The 15,302-nt window shown below is 59.8% G+C and carries 14 protein-coding genes; 9 read left to right on the plus strand and 5 right to left on the minus strand.

What is annotated here, in order from left to right; translation table 11 throughout:
- A partial coding sequence (locus tag H7687_RS21845) for a hypothetical protein (RefSeq protein WP_281376741.1) occupies nucleotides 1-304 on the plus strand: 304 nt, incomplete at its 5' end.
- Between the two features lie 115 nt (nucleotides 305-419).
- Here the strand turns inward: H7687_RS21845 and H7687_RS20370 are convergent.
- Nucleotides 420-587, minus strand: a complete 168-nt coding sequence (locus H7687_RS20370; protein ID WP_183350859.1) for a hypothetical protein — start codon at nucleotides 585-587, stop codon at nucleotides 420-422.
- Between the two features lie 155 nt (nucleotides 588-742).
- On the opposite strand from H7687_RS20370, the gene H7687_RS20375 reads away from it, so the two are divergent.
- The gene (locus H7687_RS20375; protein WP_183350861.1) at nucleotides 743-3,016 is read left to right on the plus strand and encodes a nitric-oxide reductase large subunit; all 2,274 of its coding nucleotides are present in this window, start codon (nucleotides 743-745) and stop codon (nucleotides 3,014-3,016) included.
- Between the two features lie 196 nt (nucleotides 3,017-3,212).
- On the opposite strand, the gene H7687_RS20380 is transcribed toward H7687_RS20375, so the two are convergent.
- Complete coding sequence (locus H7687_RS20380) at nucleotides 3,213-3,611, minus strand: hypothetical protein (protein WP_183350863.1); 399 nt, start codon at nucleotides 3,609-3,611, stop codon at nucleotides 3,213-3,215.
- 644 nt (nucleotides 3,612-4,255) lie between these two features.
- On the opposite strand from H7687_RS20380, the gene H7687_RS20385 reads away from it, so the two are divergent.
- From H7687_RS20385 to H7687_RS20415, 7 genes are all read left to right on the plus strand, one after another.
- Nucleotides 4,256-6,148: a TIGR03118 family protein gene (locus H7687_RS20385; RefSeq protein WP_183350865.1), complete on the plus strand. Its 1,893-nt coding sequence runs from the start codon at nucleotides 4,256-4,258 to the stop codon at nucleotides 6,146-6,148.
- A 990-nt stretch (nucleotides 6,149-7,138) separates the two neighbouring features.
- Complete coding sequence (locus H7687_RS20390) at nucleotides 7,139-7,690, plus strand: chalcone isomerase family protein (RefSeq protein ID WP_183350867.1); 552 nt, start codon at nucleotides 7,139-7,141, stop codon at nucleotides 7,688-7,690.
- Between the two features lie 29 nt (nucleotides 7,691-7,719).
- On the plus strand, nucleotides 7,720-8,436 hold the full coding sequence (locus tag H7687_RS20395) for an MBL fold metallo-hydrolase (RefSeq protein WP_183350869.1): 717 nt from the start codon (nucleotides 7,720-7,722) through the stop codon (nucleotides 8,434-8,436).
- A gap of 765 nt (nucleotides 8,437-9,201) precedes the next feature.
- Nucleotides 9,202-10,464, plus strand: coding sequence for a hypothetical protein (locus H7687_RS20400; protein ID WP_183350871.1), 1,263 nt, complete (start codon nucleotides 9,202-9,204; stop codon nucleotides 10,462-10,464).
- Nucleotides 10,465-10,698: 234 nt separating this feature from the next.
- Nucleotides 10,699-11,184, plus strand: coding sequence for a VOC family protein (locus tag H7687_RS20405; protein WP_183350873.1), 486 nt, complete (start codon nucleotides 10,699-10,701; stop codon nucleotides 11,182-11,184).
- A 166-nt stretch (nucleotides 11,185-11,350) separates the two neighbouring features.
- On the plus strand, nucleotides 11,351-12,082 hold the full coding sequence (locus tag H7687_RS20410; RefSeq protein ID WP_183350875.1) for a LytR/AlgR family response regulator transcription factor: 732 nt from the start codon (nucleotides 11,351-11,353) through the stop codon (nucleotides 12,080-12,082).
- Between the two features lie 149 nt (nucleotides 12,083-12,231).
- Entirely contained in the window at nucleotides 12,232-13,275 is a 1,044-nt protein-coding gene (locus H7687_RS20415; RefSeq protein WP_183350877.1) for a rhodanese-like domain-containing protein, read from the plus strand.
- Between the two features lie 46 nt (nucleotides 13,276-13,321).
- Here the strand turns inward: H7687_RS20415 and H7687_RS20420 are convergent, their stop codons facing one another.
- From H7687_RS20420 to H7687_RS20430, 3 genes are all read right to left on the minus strand, one after another.
- Nucleotides 13,322-13,699, minus strand: coding sequence for a hypothetical protein (locus H7687_RS20420; protein ID WP_183350879.1), 378 nt, complete (start codon nucleotides 13,697-13,699; stop codon nucleotides 13,322-13,324).
- 27 nt (nucleotides 13,700-13,726) lie between these two features.
- A complete protein-coding gene (locus H7687_RS20425; protein ID WP_183350880.1) occupies nucleotides 13,727-14,083 on the minus strand; it encodes a hypothetical protein in 357 nt (118 codons plus the stop codon).
- A gap of 253 nt (nucleotides 14,084-14,336) precedes the next feature.
- The gene (locus H7687_RS20430) at nucleotides 14,337-15,233 is read right to left on the minus strand and encodes a glycine zipper family protein (protein ID WP_183350881.1); all 897 of its coding nucleotides are present in this window, start codon (nucleotides 15,231-15,233) and stop codon (nucleotides 14,337-14,339) included.
- Nucleotides 15,234-15,302 lie beyond the last annotated feature (69 nt).

The following is a 15,302-nucleotide window of genomic DNA, read 5'->3' on the forward strand; positions in this document are numbered from 1 at the left end:
ACAAAAGGCGGAAGAGCATGTGGAGAGGACCTGTGCGAACCGGGCGGATGGCTTTGACTTGGAACACGCCGTGGAGCGAGTTGCTGGGTTGCTTAAGATGGATGTCGCGCAAGTTTGGCGACACGGCAAAGAACCTTTGCTCGTGAAAGCAAGAAGCCTGCTGTGCTACTGGGCAACGTCTGAACTAGGCATGACTGAAACTGAGGTCGCCACCAGACTGGGCATCACGCAGTCATCAGTGAGCAGGTCGGCCGTCCGGGGCGAGGCTTTAGCTGCCGCGAACGGATGGAAGCTGAGAGATTAGAGAGAAACGCATAATTTCATGGGCGTCCCCCTGCTTTTTCATTAGCTGCCGCGAACGGATGGAAGCTGAGAGATTAGAGAGAAACGCATAATTTCATGGGCGTCCCCCTGCTTTTTCAGCACCCTCGCAAGACCGTTTTTGAGATTTTGACATTTGATTGGCTGGTGTTAATGTTTCTGCCATGCCAAGACTTGCCCGCCTTGATGCCGTCGGTGCCCTGCAGCATGTCACGGTCCGCGGCATCGAGAAGCGTGATATCTTCTTCGATGACAAGGACCGCCACTCGTTCCCTGACCACCTGTCAACTCTACTCATCAAGACCGACACCACATGCCTTGCCTGGGTTTTGACGACCCACCATCTTCACCTCTTGCTAAGACCACAACGGTTTAAACTCGTTAGCTGTTTTTAAATCCACTGCTGGAAAAGGAGGCTCCCATGGACGTGGTTCGCGAGAAGAGCATGATCCTCTCACCCGCTTGGCTGGTGACTGCCATTGTCACCTTTATTTTCGGGTTCACGGTGCTGGGCTACCTTGCATACCGGAACGGAACCGACCAGCCTCCGATCCCGCGCGAGGTGCGGTCGGCCGACGGCGCCGTGCTCTACAGCGAGCAGGACGTGCTTGCCGGGCAACAACTTTTCCAGAAGTATGGCCTGATGCAGTACGGCACGCTCTTCGGTCATGGCGCGTACCTCGGGCCGGACTTTACCGCGGAGTACCTGCACACAAGCGGCCTCAAGGCACACGCCTACTACCTGGCCCAAGGGGTTCCGCAGGCTGAGGCGGCCGAGAAGGTGCGCGCCGAGTTGAAAGCGAACAACTACGATCCGCAGACCGGGACACTCACCTTCACCCCGGCGCAGGCCAGCGCGCACACCGACCTCATCGCCTACTTCGGCCAGATGTTCGGACCGGTCGAGACGCAAAAGGGATTGCGGCGCCCGTACCTGCAGGACCAGGAGGAAGTTAAAAAGCTCACCGCCTACTTCTCCTGGGCTGCCTGGGTGAGCGCTGCCACGCGCCCCGGAACCAACCATTCCTATACCAACAACTGGCCCCCGGACGACCTGGCCGGAAACCGGCCCACTCCGGGAGTCCTCATGTGGAGCGTGATCAGCCTCGTCGCGCTCCTGTGCGGCGCCGGCTTGATCTTCTTCCTCTTCGGCCGCTACGAGACGCTGGGTTGGCACGGTTCGGAAGAAGCCCCTCAGGGGAAGTACCCGGCTCCCGAGGACACGCGCTTGACCCCGTCGCAGCGCACCGTGGCGTGGTATTTCCTGATCGTGGCCGGACTGTTTCTGCTTCAGGGTCTCCTCGGGGGGATTAACGCCCACTACCACGTGGAGCGCGCCGGATTTTACGGGCTGGCGTTGGGCGACTTTCTGCCCTACAACCTCTCCAGGATGTGGCACGTGCAGTTGGCCCTCTTCTTTGTCGCCTCCAGCTTCCTCGCCATGGGGATCTTCCTGACGCCGATGATCGCGGGGAAGGAGCCGCGCCACCAGGACAAGCTCGCCCTCATCCTCCTGGGTGCGCTGGTGGTCGTGGTGCTCGGTAGCCTTTCCGGCGAGGCGATGAGCCTGCTCGGTAAGCTTGCCACCGCCGGCCCCTGGTTCTGGGTCGGATCGCAGGGGTGGGAATACCTCGACCTGGGGCGGCTCTGGCAGATACTTCTCACCGCGGGGATGATCATCTGGCTCGTGATCCTGATCCGGGGCATGGCCGACCGGCTGAAGGGGGAGCACCCGGGCAACATGCCGTGGCTTTTCATTTACAGCGCGATCTCCATTCCGCTCTTCTACGCAGCCGGGATGCTGTTCGGCAAAACGACCCACTTCAGCCAGATCGAGTTCTGGAGATTCTGGGTGGTGCATCTTTGGGTGGAGGACTTTCTGGAACTCTTCACCACCATCATGGTCGCCTACGTCTTCCTGCTTCTGGGCGTGGTCCGAGCCCGGGTCGCGACCACCATCATCTACCTGGACATCATCCTCTATTCCATAGGCGGCGTGATCGGCACCATGCACCACCTCTACTTCAGCGGCACGCCCGAGATCCACATGGCCCTCGGGGCGTTCTTTTCGGCGATGGAGGTCATCCCGCTGCTCCTTCTCACCTACGAGGCGTGGAAATTCATGCGGCTGGGGGCTCCGGCTGGAAGCTCGATGCTGAGCACCCAGGCCAACGTGTTCCCCCACAAGTGGGCGGTGATGTTCTTGATCGCGGTCGGTTTCTGGAACTTTCTCGGGGCAGGGGTGTTCGGGTTCCTGATCAACCTGCCGATCGTGAGCTACTACGAGATCGGGACCCAGTGGACGGCCAACCACGGGCACGGAGCCATGATGGGTGTCTACGGGATGCTGTCGCTCGGGTTTTTCATGTTCGTCGCGAGGTACTTCCTCCCGATGGACCGCGCCAGCGACCGTGCCATGGGCATCGCCTTCTGGTGCACCAACATCGGACTGGCCCTGATGCTGTTCATCAACCTCTTCCCCGTCGGCATGCTGCAGATGAACCAGATTCTGGCGACGTCCTACTGGGAGGGGCGCCAGCCCGAATTCTTCCTGCTCCCGCTGGTGCGATTATTCGAGTGGCTGCGGCTGCCGGGGGACATACTCTTCCTGGTGGGGATCCTCCCCGTGGTCTACCTGGCGGTCCGGATGTTCGCGAACCGCAATCGCGAGGTGCGGGAGCCCGGCAAAGGATAGCCGGAACGACGGACAAAGAAGGGAATCTCGGTCTAAACTGATGAGGCGATTGAAGGACACTAAATCTATGCCTGCTGGAGCTGGACCTGCCTTTGCCTCGTCAGCAAATAAAAAAAGGCACTTGCGCTTGGGGCGCAGGTGCCTTTTTTACTATTTCCCGGACAGCCGCCGTGCAGCTTGAAAGGTCTTCTTACCTTCAGTTCAACGGGCATTCACCGTCATTATGCGATTCAAACCTGTTTTTTACCGTTTCTATGATATCGCCGTTGTTGAGCGCCCCACAGAACTTCTCTATCACCTGTTGTGTCGTGTAGCTGTAATGCGATACGGCTTTAGAGTTCAGTAGCGCCGCCACCGCTTGCCGCTCTAAGGCATACAGCCCCCCACCGTTCGCATTCAACCCTTCTATCAGCGTGGTGGAACCACCGCAACCAAAGGCAGATTGAAAGGTCTGGTCAGGGGTGTATCCGATCCAAGAATCGAAATGCTGGGTCTGCTTCCAATAGCCGGGAGTGCAGCCGACATCCCATCCGAACGAGTAGGTGCTGAACCCAAGCAACATCGCGGCGGCCAGTACGACAGCTTTCTTTTTCATTGTTTTCTCCTTTTGAATTTGATGGTTACGGACATGCCAAATGTGTATTCCTCGAGCCACAGACGGCATCCAGCAGCCCCCAAATCTAAATTAGTTTGGTCAAATGTAAAGCGGGGACGGCTTAAGGGAATTTCTTATCTCGAATATCGGCGATAATGATGCGGTAGCCTGCCCGGTCCCTTGACCCGCTCGAGAATTCCCGTTCGCTGAGGACGACGGTTGCCGTGCTGGGATCGTCTTCCACAACAGAGACCGTCTCCGTCAGGAAAATACCGAGCCCCCGAAGAAAAAGTCTTCCCGCAGCCCGCCTAACCCGTTGACACTACACCCTTTCCCGTCTCGCCCCGTCGCGGCCCGTGCTGGACATGTCCCCACCCTGTGCTACCTTGGGGCCTGTTTTAGAGGTCGCTAATCTGGTTTGTTTGGGAAGCAGCGCCGACAAACACGTGGATCAGGTGAGCAGACGGACTTATGCCTGGAGCGGAAAGGGGGTGAGATCAGGTCACTTGTGGAAGCGACGTCATCTTAAACTAAAAACAACGGGAGGAACTATGCGCTTCAGATGGTTTACGTGGTTTGCAGCTTGCGTGTTGGCGCTGTCCCTTTGGGGATGCGGAGGGGACGGCAAATCAGGCGATGACCCGGTGATTCGAGGGACTATCACCAAGGTCAGCCCAAATTCCATCACGGTGAACGGCGTGGAGTACGACACCTCCGCTGCCACCATCACCATGGCTGACCCCTCGGATCCCGCGGTCCTCGAGCCTGGCATGGTGGTGACCATCATCGGAGAGATCGACGATCCCATTCGCGGCAGGGCAGTTGTGGTCAGGATGGCAAACGACCTGAAGGGCCCGGTCTCAGCCTTCAACAACATCTCGAGTTCCATCACCGTCCTCGGACAGAAGATTCGCATCGATCCGACGACTACCACCTTTTCCAATTTCTCGGGTGGCACCACCAGCGCCACCAGTAGGCTCGCAACCGGCCAGATGGTCAGGGTGAGCGGCCTGGTCGATCCGGGGGGGACGGTGCATGCCTCGTTCGTCCGGCGCACCCTGACCAACTGGACCCCGACCACCCCGGTAACCATAACCGGAACCGTAACCAGCGCGCCGGGGAGCACCACCCTCACCATAGGCGCCCTCACCGTCAATTTCTCGGGCACCACGTTGCCCGCCGGCACGGCCACGGACTCCCTGGTCCGGGTCACCGGCACGATCCCCACGTTGAGCAGCACCACCTTGACGGCAACCTCGGTGCAGTTGCTCCAGGCGGGTATCCAGCACCTGGCGCCGACCGGCGAAGCCGAGACCGAAGGATACGTGACGCAACTCTCGGGGAACACCTTCACGGTGGACGGGACACCGGTCAATGCCGGTACCCTGCCGCTGACCGGGATTGCGAACGGGTCAAAGGTGGTGGTGCACGGCAACCTCAGTAACGGCGTCCTTTTGGCCACCAGCGTCAACCTCAACAACCCCGCCTACCAGGAAACCATCCTGGTCGGCAACATCCCGGGCGTCGCGCAGGTAACCGACCCGAACTTCGTCAATTCCTGGGGGCTGGCACGGTCGCCGACCGGAGCCTGGTGGATCGCCAACAACGGCACCGGCACCGTATCGGTCTATAACGGATCAGGACAGCCGTTCCCCGCGGGTACGCCGTTGACGGTTACCGTGCCGCCTGCCTCAGGCGGAACGACGCCGGCACCGATTACCGGCATCGTCTTCAACAACTTCACCGGCTTCAACGTGACGGCAGGGGATTCGACCACGTCGGCCCGGTTCATCTTCGTGACCGAAGACGGGACCATCTCGGCATGGAACACCGGGGCTACGGCCACCCAGAAGGTCAACAACTTCGTCAGCGGGGCCGGGGCGGTCTACAAGGGGGTCGCCATGGCCTCCGATGCCGGCGCAGGGAGGCTCTACGCCGCCGACTTCCGGGGCGGGAAAATCGACGTGTTCGACTCCAACTTCGCACCGGTGACACTGCCCAACACGTCGACCGGCGCGCCCTTTACCGTTCCGAGTTCGCATGCGGTTCCGCCGACCGGCTACGCGCCGTTCAACGTGGTCAACATAGGTGGCAAACTCTACGTCACCTATGCCCTCAGGAATCCGGACACCAACCTGGATGACGTGCCGGGTGAAGGGCATGGTTTCGTGGAAGTTTTCAACCCGGATGGCAGCTACGTCATGAGCCTGCAGGGTGGCCTGTGGCTCAATTCACCTTGGGGAATAGTACAGGCGCCGGAATCGTTCGGAAAGCACAGCAACATGCTGCTGGTGGGTAACTTCGGCAGCGGACAAATCGCGGTCTTCGATCCGGCAACCGGCATGTTCCAAGGGCTCTTGCGCGATGCCTACGATGATCCCATCAGGATCAACGGCCTGTGGGGACTCGGCGTCGGCAACGGCGGCAACGGAGGGGCCACCAACACCATGTTCTTCACGGCAGGCCTAAACGATGAGTCTGACGGCCTCTTCGGCACGCTAACCCCCACGGCAGCACTGGTCGGCCAGGTCCGGTAGGGGAGGAACCGGAATACGACAACGATGTGTGACGGTACAGACGAGGGCACCCGGTAACGGGTGCCCTCTTTTTTGTTGAGGCGCGGATAGGGGCAAATCCCCGGCGGCCTGAGGACAGTCTGGTCGACGCCAAGCAGCCGTGTGTGTGGCCCGGAGTGCAATGCAAATGATGGGTGCTGCTGAATTAAGTGGAAATAGTTATTGACGTATGATATGAGTTACTGCTTTGTAGGCATTTTTTTTACTGCCTGTATTGAGCTTGCTTTAAAAGCTTATGTGATCTGATAATTTTTTTGTAATGTAGCGTTTGGAATTTCTATGTCTGACATAATCATTTTAGCTCATAGTCCCAACAGTTTTTCTGGTGAGCTTGGGCTAATCAATTCGCAACCGAAACAAGTACAATTTCATAGCAGCAACAATAAATCTGCTGTGATACAAGTAAGCAGTAAAGCTGGTGCCGACGCCGGATTAGTGGCTGTAGATATCGTACCAGAGTACAGTTATTCGATACCAAGAAGGATCGAGAGTATCGCTGACCCCACGCCGTTGCCCCTTCCTGCCCCGGATCCCAAATCCTACCACCTGCAAGCAAGACTGGCTTACGAGAACGCAGTGAGCCTGTGGGACCCCCCAAAAAAGATCCTGAGTATCTCGGTCTGACTCGGCTTCAATGCCCAATGACCATCGCTAACCACTTCCATCGGCACTACTCCCCTCTTTTAATCCTTTCCTCCCGCTGCTTCTTCCCTGCTCTCGGCGGGCCTGATCCAAATCGCAATCCATTGAGCGCTGCCCCTTTTTGTTAACAGGCCACAAAAACAGCTAATTCCTTGTCCATGGTTGAGCATTCCCCCACTGCCCCACTCACCTGCTTGACAATTTGTTGGCGCAGTCTAATCTGGCATCTTGTTCAGGCACACTTATTGGGGAAAACGGGTAAGGCGCTTTAGGTGCTGCATAGTGACAGTGAACAGGGAGGGCCTGGATATGAGAGTGCTACTTGCGTTGGTCTTCATGGTTTTTATAGCAGGGACTGCGCCGGCTAAGGAAATCGAAGGGGTGAAGGTCGAACCGCAGGTGACGGTGAACTCTGAGGCGCTGAAACTGAACGGCAGCGGCATCAGAAAGAAATTCCTCTTCAAGGTCTACGTCGGCTCCCTGTATTCCGCGAAACCCCTGGCCAGCGGACCGGAAGCGCTGAACAACACGGGCGACAAGTTGGTCAGGATGGATTTCGTTTACCCGAAGGTGGAGAAGGAGAAGATCGTCGAGGCGTTCCAGGAGGGCTTTCGTAACAACACGCCTCACCTCGCCGATAGCGCGGAGGTAAAGAAGTTCCTGTCATTTTTCACCGACGACTTCAAGCGCGGCGACCAGGTCGATATCTTTCTCGGCGGCGACGGCACCGTCATCGCGAAGCATAACGGCAAAGTCCTCGGCACCCTGGTCTCCCGCCCCCTCGCCAACGCCATCCTCGCCATCTACCTCGGCGACCATCCCGCCGATACAAACCTGAAGAGGGGAATGCTGGGCAAATAGTGGGTGTTTCAAAACTCGGAGGTGCTTGCATGAAGGTCGAACAGCACGTGTGCCTGGTTTGCGGCTTTAACATGATCGGCTTTCATCCCGACCGCTGCCCTTTCTGCGGAGCGGCGAAGAGCCATTTCATCACCGCGGAGGAGTGCTCTGCCCGGTTTCAAGTCACCAGCACTCGGGTGAACGACAAGGTGACGCGACTTAACTCGGACCCGCCGCTCGGCCTGGAGCATGCCGCCTACCGCGTCGAGACGGCTCACGGTCCCTGCTGGATCGACTGCCCATCGTCCTTCGACCGCTCCCTGGGCCGCGCCGACGCGATACTCTTCACCCACCATCACTTCCTGGGGGCGTCCAACCTCTACCGCGAGCTCTTTTCCGCACAGATCGACATACACCACGCGGACTCGGTCCACGACATCTGCCGCCCCTTCCCCTTCGACGTCACCTTCCACCAGGATTTCGTCCACAACGGCATCGAGGCCTTCCACATCGGCGGTCACACGCCGGGATTCACCTTCTACATCTTCGAAGACGTCCTCTTCATCTGCGACTACGTCTTCCTCCATGGCGACGGCCTGAAGTACAACCCGTTCGGGCCGGCGGACCAGACCATGGCGGGTGGGGATCGCATCCGGGACTACCTGGAGGGGAGGCAGCTAACAACGGTGTGCGGTTACAACTACACTATCGGGTACGACGACTGGAAAGCCAGGTTCGACGCGGGGCCGGTTTTCGGGGGATATTAAGGCGGGCAAGGGAGGGCAGATGGGAACAAGTGGAAGGTTACTTCGCCCGATGTTGATCGCCATTGGCATCCAGTTGTTAACGGCGTGCGCCGGGGGAAAAGAACATACACCACCGTTCAGCGATCTCGCCTGGGACGGCTCGAACAACGAAGTCGCGGTAGCGGTGCAGGCGAGGAAAGAGGATCCTTCCGGCAAAGGCACCCCAGGACAGCGCTGCTTGAATGAGGGCGAGCCCTGCAGCACGCTCAATAGTGAGTGCTGCCCGGGCCTCAGATGTCCGATGGGGCTGGACCCGAAATGCGTCCCTAACCCGTAAGCCGTTGCGCCTTACTTCCCCAAGAGTGCCGCGCGGCACGCGCCGGTATGGAACACACGGCTTGTTCCAAAAACTTCCTTTGTTCCAACTTCGACCATTGTGGTTGTTCCGATTTATGACACACAAGGACATCCTTCCATATCTCCCGCACTGTTGTATTAATAAATCTCCTTCTGTTTACGCACAGTAATCTCTCCCTCTCTCTTTAAATCCTTCTGTTGACGAAATAAAGGTATGGCTGTTGCTATAAAGGCATTCTATTTAACCGTATGCACTTTATTGCTGCGCGATTCTTGAATGTCAGGAGATGCTACAGTAACAATTTGTCATACATTGAATGCCAGTGAAATGTAATACAAAGAACACTATTATAGCAGGGTCTGGATATGGCGCCTCGTAGAGAAAGGCGACGTTGCATCGATGCAATGAACTAAAACAGGAGGAATCACATGCAGAAAAAGATGATCAGCATGCTGGCGGCACTGGCGGTCGCGGCGATCGCGCCTTCAGCGCAGGCCTTTGACATCGGGGGCGCCAACGGCTGGAAGTTTTCCACGGACGGTTTCCTCAACGTCTTCGCCACCTATGAATCGGTCGGCACCCGTCCGACGGGCGTCATCGGCGGCGAGATCGGCGGCGACCAGACCGGTACCGGCGAAAGCCAGCAGCAGTTCCGGGTGAGGACCGGCCTCTTGCCGGTGGGCTTCGGGCTCAACATCCAGGCTCCCACCACCAACGGCGTGGACTACGCGGTACGCCTGGGACTGTACCCGCAGGTGCAGAACAACGGCGGCAGCCGCACCGACCTCTCGCCCAACATCGACTTCCGCGAGATCAACATGACCGCGACGGGCAGCTTCGGTCAGATCCTCGCCGGCCGCGCCATCAACCTCTACCAGGCCAAGAACATCCTGACCGACATGACGCTCTTCGGGGCAGGGGTGATCGGTCCGGTGGACAGCGGGCCGACCATGGGTCACATCGGCTACGGCTACCTCTACCCCAACTTCGGCGCGCAGATCAGGTACACCACCCCTGACCTCAACGGCCTCAAGGTCGCCTTCAGCGTCAACGACACCAACAACATCGGGGCGGCAACCATCCGCAACGTCCCGCGCCTGGAAACCGAGATTTCCTACACCACCGTCTTCACCGGCGGCAGGTTGCAGACCTGGGTCTCCGGCCTGTACCAGCAGGCAAGCTTCTCGGACGCCAAGTTCGTGACCGTTCCGGTCACCCTGAATCCCGACGGCAGCATCACTCCTGAGCACGTGGTCCCGGCGGTTCGTCCGGGCGGTCACGTGACCTCGGTTGGCGGCGCGGGCGGCGTGCAGCTCGACATCCACGGACTCCAGTTGCTCACCTCCTGCTACGGCGGCAGGGCCCTGGGCATGCTCGGCATGCAGGGGGCGGACGCCCTGTCCGCGGACGGCAAGGAGAGGACCAACTGGGGCTTCCTGAACCAGGCGACCTACCAGCTCACCCCGGTGGTGAAGCTCGGCCTCAACTACGGCCAGAGCCGGGCGGAACTGGCAGGCAACGATACCGAGCTGAACATCCAGAAGCAGCAGGCGGCGACGGTCGCGGTGACCTACAACGTGAACAAGTTCGTCCAGGTGATCGGCGAGTACACCTGGGCGCAGGACCGCTGGTTCAACGGCGCCACCCAGGACGCCAACATCGGCGCCATCGGCACCTTCATCTACTGGTAGTTCCGCTGGGGCGGGAACGACCATGCTTCACCACGGGCGCATCCCATTCGGGGTGCGCCCGTGTTCGTTCCAGATGGGGAGGACGAAGGGGTTGGAGGAGGCAGGTACGGACATTTTGACATTCTGTTGGCTGCTGATAGAGTTTGGTCCTGCTGCAATTCGGGCAGCTAATCGCTATGACTGCGAAGCCATCGTCTGCTTTGGCATCAGTGGCTATCATAATGGAGGAATGACATGACCAAGCCGGCAAAGAACACGATCTGCCTTTGGTACGACGGCGACGCCGAAGAGGCGGCGCGCTTTTATGCGGAGACCTTTCCCGATTCATCCGTAGACGCGGTGCATCTGGCACCGGGTGACTACCCGTCCGGGAAGAAAGGGGATGTGCTGACGGTCGAGTTCACCGTGATGGGCATCCCGTGCCTGGGGTTGAACGGCGGACCGGAGGTGAAGCACAACGAGGCGTTTTCGTTCCAGGTGGCGACCGAGGACCAGGAGGAAACGGACCGCTACTGGAACGCCATCGTCGGCAACGGCGGACAGGAGATCGTGTGCGGCTGGTGCCGGGACAAGTGGGGCATCTCGTGGCAGATCACGCCGGTGGTGCTGACGGAAGCGATAACCGATCCCGATCCCGCTGCGGCAAAGCGCGCCTTCGACGCCATGATGCAGATGGTGAAGATCGACGTCGCCGCCATCGAGGCTGCGCGGCGGGGGTGAGTAGGGTTGGGCAGTTAGGAGGGTAAGCAATTCCCCCCCCCTTCGCAAAGGGGGGGACCTAATTGGCTCGTCTCATCCGTTGAATGAATATTGCCCTTCTGTCTCGGAACGCGGGGCTGGCGCGTTTTGCTTGCATCAATTTTTAAAAGTGGCTAGAGTCCGGCTCATGTCACTGGAACAGTACCTGGGCGGGCAGGGACGTAGCGTGGAGATCGGACTGGTCCTCCTGTCGGAACAATGGCAGGTGCTGGGGATGAACGAACACGCCCTGCGCATTGCGGCACCGGACATGGGACCGATAGGTCAGAACCTGTTCCAGATGCACCCGGCTCGGAGCCGGGAGAAGGTGCGCGGCATCCTGAACGAACTGTCGAGCCTGCAGGAGTCGACGCAGCGGTCGATGGTGATTGACTTCTTGGGCAAGGTGCTCATGATCAGCCTGTCGCGACTGGTGGTTCCGGGAAGCTCCATGGCTTGGGCGGTATCCTTCATGGACCTGTCGGAACAGACCGGCGCCAGCACCAACCCGAACAGCGGCCACTTGGAACTCAAAAAAATGCCGATCTACGAGAACGGCGCCTTCCATTTCCTGTCGGCCGAGCAAGTGTGCCTGGTCGAGGCCGATGGTAACTACTGCCGCATCCACACTCCGCACAAGAAGTTCTACCTCCTGATGAGCCTGAAGGCGGTGCTGCAACGGTTCCCGACCTCCGACTTCCTCAAGGTGCACAAGAGCTTCGTGGTGAACCTCCGCCACGTGCAGGCGATCGGGCCGGCCGGGGACAGTCGCATGATGGTCTCCTTCACCGAGCCTGCCATCCCCGCCGTTCCGGTGTCCCGTCGACTGATTCCCGAGGTGAAGAAGGCGCTCGCCGGCACCGTTCATCCATCGCTTTGACCCGTTCATCAAGTTCTCCTTGAGCCTTTGGCCGCCGGGTGGGATAGTGCGCAGCAATGGCGTTGCCCCAAGCGGGACCAAAAGCAACCCCCCCCTAAATCCCCCTTCGCAAAGGGGGACTTTTACTTTTCGTGTGAAGGAGAAGTTTGATGAGAGTCAGACGCACTAACTGCAAATCCATTACCAGCATGGCAATCCTGCTGCTGTCCCTGGCCGTCCCGGCATGGTCGCTTGCCGGCGGCCCGGGCGACGGCGCGGCGCAGCACCCGGACCAATCGGTTCAGTCCCCTGCATCGGCCCAGTTGTCGGAAGAGATCCTGAAGAGGAGCACTGCGTTCTTTGCGGCTCCCCCGTTCATGACGGCTGAGAATGTGTATGAAGATCTCGTGAAAGGGGGCGAGCAGGGGTACTTCATCGTGAGCCTGCAGTCCCGCGCCGACTTCGCCAGGGGGCATGTGCCGGGCGCGGTGAACATTCCGTTCGAGGAGGTTACCGAGCAGAAATCCCTCGACCTCCTGCCGCGCGACAAGAAGATTGTGCTGACCTGCGATGACGGGCACCGTTCCATGGTGGCCTCGCTGTACTTCAACCAGCTCGGCTACAGCGCAACGACCATGCCGCTGGGGCTCAGCCACTGGAACCGGGCCAGTTCCGCCGCCCCTTACACTGCTTCGCCGAAGTACCCGGTGATCACGGAAAAGAAAGACGCTGTGCCGGGACAGAAACTGCCCCGGGTCGTCGCCAAGGCCGTTGCAGGAAACGAACTGATTACGGAGCGGACGCGGGCGGTGCTGAAATCCGGCAGGAGCCTGTTCATGGACAGAAGCGAACTGTACCGCGAGGCGGCCAAGGATGGGGGCAAGGGGGTGTTCGTGGTGAGTATCCAGCGTCCGGAGGACTATGGCGCGGGGCACGTGCCGGGGGCGGTCAACATCCCCTTCAACCAGATCGCCAGCAAGGAGAGCCTCGCCAAGCTTCCCAAGGACCGCAAGATCGTGGTGGTCTGCTACATCGGCCACATGGCGGCTTCCGCCACGCTTATGCTGAACCAGGTGGGGTACGAGGCCTACGACTTGCGCTTCGGGACGCTGGGATGGAACGACGAGACCGAAGGGTTGGGAAAGCTGAAGGCGTTCATGCTCAGCATGACCGAGAACAGGAATTACCCGGTAGAAGGCATAAAAGAGAGGTAAGGGGAAGGCACTCCGTCCGGCGGGGTGCCTTCTTTTTTGGCGGTAGTCAGAGGGCGTCGCCGCCTTCCGCCTGTTGCGGCGATTTCTTGCGTTTCTGCTCGTCGGTATAGCCTGAGATGCAGCTGACCCCGGAAACGACGATGAGCAGGTACAGCCCCCAGGCGGCGCGATCCCCGAACTGCACCAGGAGCAGCAGTCCGATGGCGGTCGCGATACCGGCGGCGATGATCCTCAGTTGATGCTGCTCGAACCATGACAGTACGGCGTACCCCGCGGACGCTGCCAACAGCAGGTAGCTGATGCCGGCCACCTGGGACCCGGTCTGGTAGATGTCGATGCCCATGAAGCCGAAGTTGACCAGCGGCATGAACCACAGGATCACGCCGGCGAGACCGAGTACCACACCTTTCGTCTTGTGGTCCATTCCACCTCCTCCTCTGCAGTGCTTGTTTTAGCCCTCTGTGTCCTCTACCGATCTCTTGCCCGCGTCCCAATCGGAAACGGCAGCGAGCCAACTGAGCACGGAGACGATGTTGAGGCCGTACAGGCCCCAGGCGGCGTAGTTCCAGGCCTCCGAAAGCAAAAGCAGGCTGATGGCGGTCGATATGGTGGCCGCGATGGCGCGCAGCTTATGCAGGTCGAAAAATGAGAAAATAGCGTAGGCGAGGGAGCAGACCATCAGGATGTAGCTTACGTGTCCGATCTGCCTCCCCGCGGCATAGACGTTGAACCCCACCTTTACCAGCGGCATGAACCAGAGCACCATTCCCGCGACGCCCAGGGCAACTCCTATCGCTTTGCCTCTCATACAGTTCCCCTTTGGCCGCGACATGCAACGGACAGCGTCATGTGTTAGCCGGCGAGGCTGCCATCGTGGCTCTGGTGCTGAAAAAGATGCACGCTATCAGTGAACCAAATGAAAGTATCCTAATGCGGTGGTTTGTCAATGAGCCCAGGCACGAGCAGGTGATGCAGCGGCGCCGGAGCGGGTGGGGAGAGATTAGGGGGGAACGAAAAAGGCACCCGCGGTGAACGGGTGCCTTGGTGGATCGGGAGGAAGGTCAGTAGCCGGGGCGATGCCGCGCGATGCGGCGGTACTCCGGGCGGTAGACCCGGCCGTCGTAGTGGCGCCGGTCGCGCACGTAGTGCCGGTACTCGACATCGCGGTAGTGCCGGATGTTCACCGCCTCGTAGCGCACGAACAACTGGGGATAGGCCCTGCGCGGGACGTAACTCCACGGCCCGTTGTAGTAGGCCCCGCGATACCAGTTGCCGCCGTAGAAGTAGTAGTAATCGTTGCCGGTGTACACCAACTCGTAGGGGACGCCGACGGCGACATAGGCGTTCAACTGCGGCGAGTAGACGAACTCAGGCGGCTCGGCCTCGTATTCCTCGGGGGCAGGCACCATGACTTCTGCGGGCGGCGGAGGCGGAGGAGGCGCCACAACCGGCGGGGCGGCTACCGGCGGCGGAGGAACTATCCGTGCGGGAGGAGGCGGGGCCGGCCGGGCCGCGACCACGGCCGGCCTGGTCCCCGGGATCTGGTTGTTGTAGGTGTACATGCACTGGACATAGGCGTTGTCGTACTGGCGCTGCGCCTGCGCTCCGTAGACCTGGGAGGAACCGGAGCCCGCGGCGGTCCCGAACAGCAGCCCGGTCGCGGCGCCGATGGCGGCACCGGCTCCCGTGTTGCCCGAGGCGGAACCGAGCACGGCACCCACGCCGGTGCCGACCGCCGTACCCACCACGGCACTGGTGGCCATGTTCTTGTCGTAGGTTTCCTGCACCGGCGACCCGATCTGGGAATCAGCCCACTGCCTGCAGGTGGCGTCTTCCTTCATGAAGGTCTCGAAGGACTTGCCCTTGGTGGGCAGAACCTTGACGCTGGGCCCGGTGGGGACCGTCACGCACCCTCCCAGGGCCATCAGCACAAAAAGTGTCGAGATCCGTCTTTTCATTGTTACCCCCTTCTGTGTCGCTCTACCTGTCGCCCTTACCGGCGTCGATCAGGGAGATTCCCCATTGCA

This window comes from Geomonas paludis (assembly GCF_014193585.1).
Taxonomy (GTDB): domain Bacteria; phylum Desulfobacterota; class Desulfuromonadia; order Geobacterales; family Geobacteraceae; genus Geomonas; species Geomonas paludis.

What these genes read in the sequence shown, in the direction of transcription:
- H7687_RS20375 (WP_183350861.1), top strand. Translation starts at nt 743, where the DNA reads ATGGACGTGGTTCGCGAGAAGAGCATGATCCTCTCACCCGCTTGGCTG.
- H7687_RS20380 (WP_183350863.1), bottom strand. Translation starts at nt 3,611, where the DNA reads ATGAAAAAGAAAGCTGTCGTACTGGCCGCCGCGATGTTGCTTGGGTTC.
- H7687_RS20390 (WP_183350867.1), top strand. Translation starts at nt 7,139, where the DNA reads ATGAGAGTGCTACTTGCGTTGGTCTTCATGGTTTTTATAGCAGGGACT.
- H7687_RS20395 (WP_183350869.1), top strand. Translation starts at nt 7,720, where the DNA reads ATGAAGGTCGAACAGCACGTGTGCCTGGTTTGCGGCTTTAACATGATC.
- H7687_RS20400 (WP_183350871.1), top strand. Translation starts at nt 9,202, where the DNA reads ATGCAGAAAAAGATGATCAGCATGCTGGCGGCACTGGCGGTCGCGGCG.
- H7687_RS20405 (WP_183350873.1), top strand. Translation starts at nt 10,699, where the DNA reads ATGACCAAGCCGGCAAAGAACACGATCTGCCTTTGGTACGACGGCGAC.
- H7687_RS20410 (WP_183350875.1), top strand. Translation starts at nt 11,351, where the DNA reads ATGTCACTGGAACAGTACCTGGGCGGGCAGGGACGTAGCGTGGAGATC.
- H7687_RS20415 (WP_183350877.1), top strand. Translation starts at nt 12,232, where the DNA reads ATGAGAGTCAGACGCACTAACTGCAAATCCATTACCAGCATGGCAATC.
- H7687_RS20420 (WP_183350879.1), bottom strand. Translation starts at nt 13,699, where the DNA reads ATGGACCACAAGACGAAAGGTGTGGTACTCGGTCTCGCCGGCGTGATC.
- H7687_RS20425 (WP_183350880.1), bottom strand. Translation starts at nt 14,083, where the DNA reads ATGAGAGGCAAAGCGATAGGAGTTGCCCTGGGCGTCGCGGGAATGGTG.
- H7687_RS20430 (WP_183350881.1), bottom strand. Translation starts at nt 15,233, where the DNA reads ATGAAAAGACGGATCTCGACACTTTTTGTGCTGATGGCCCTGGGAGGG.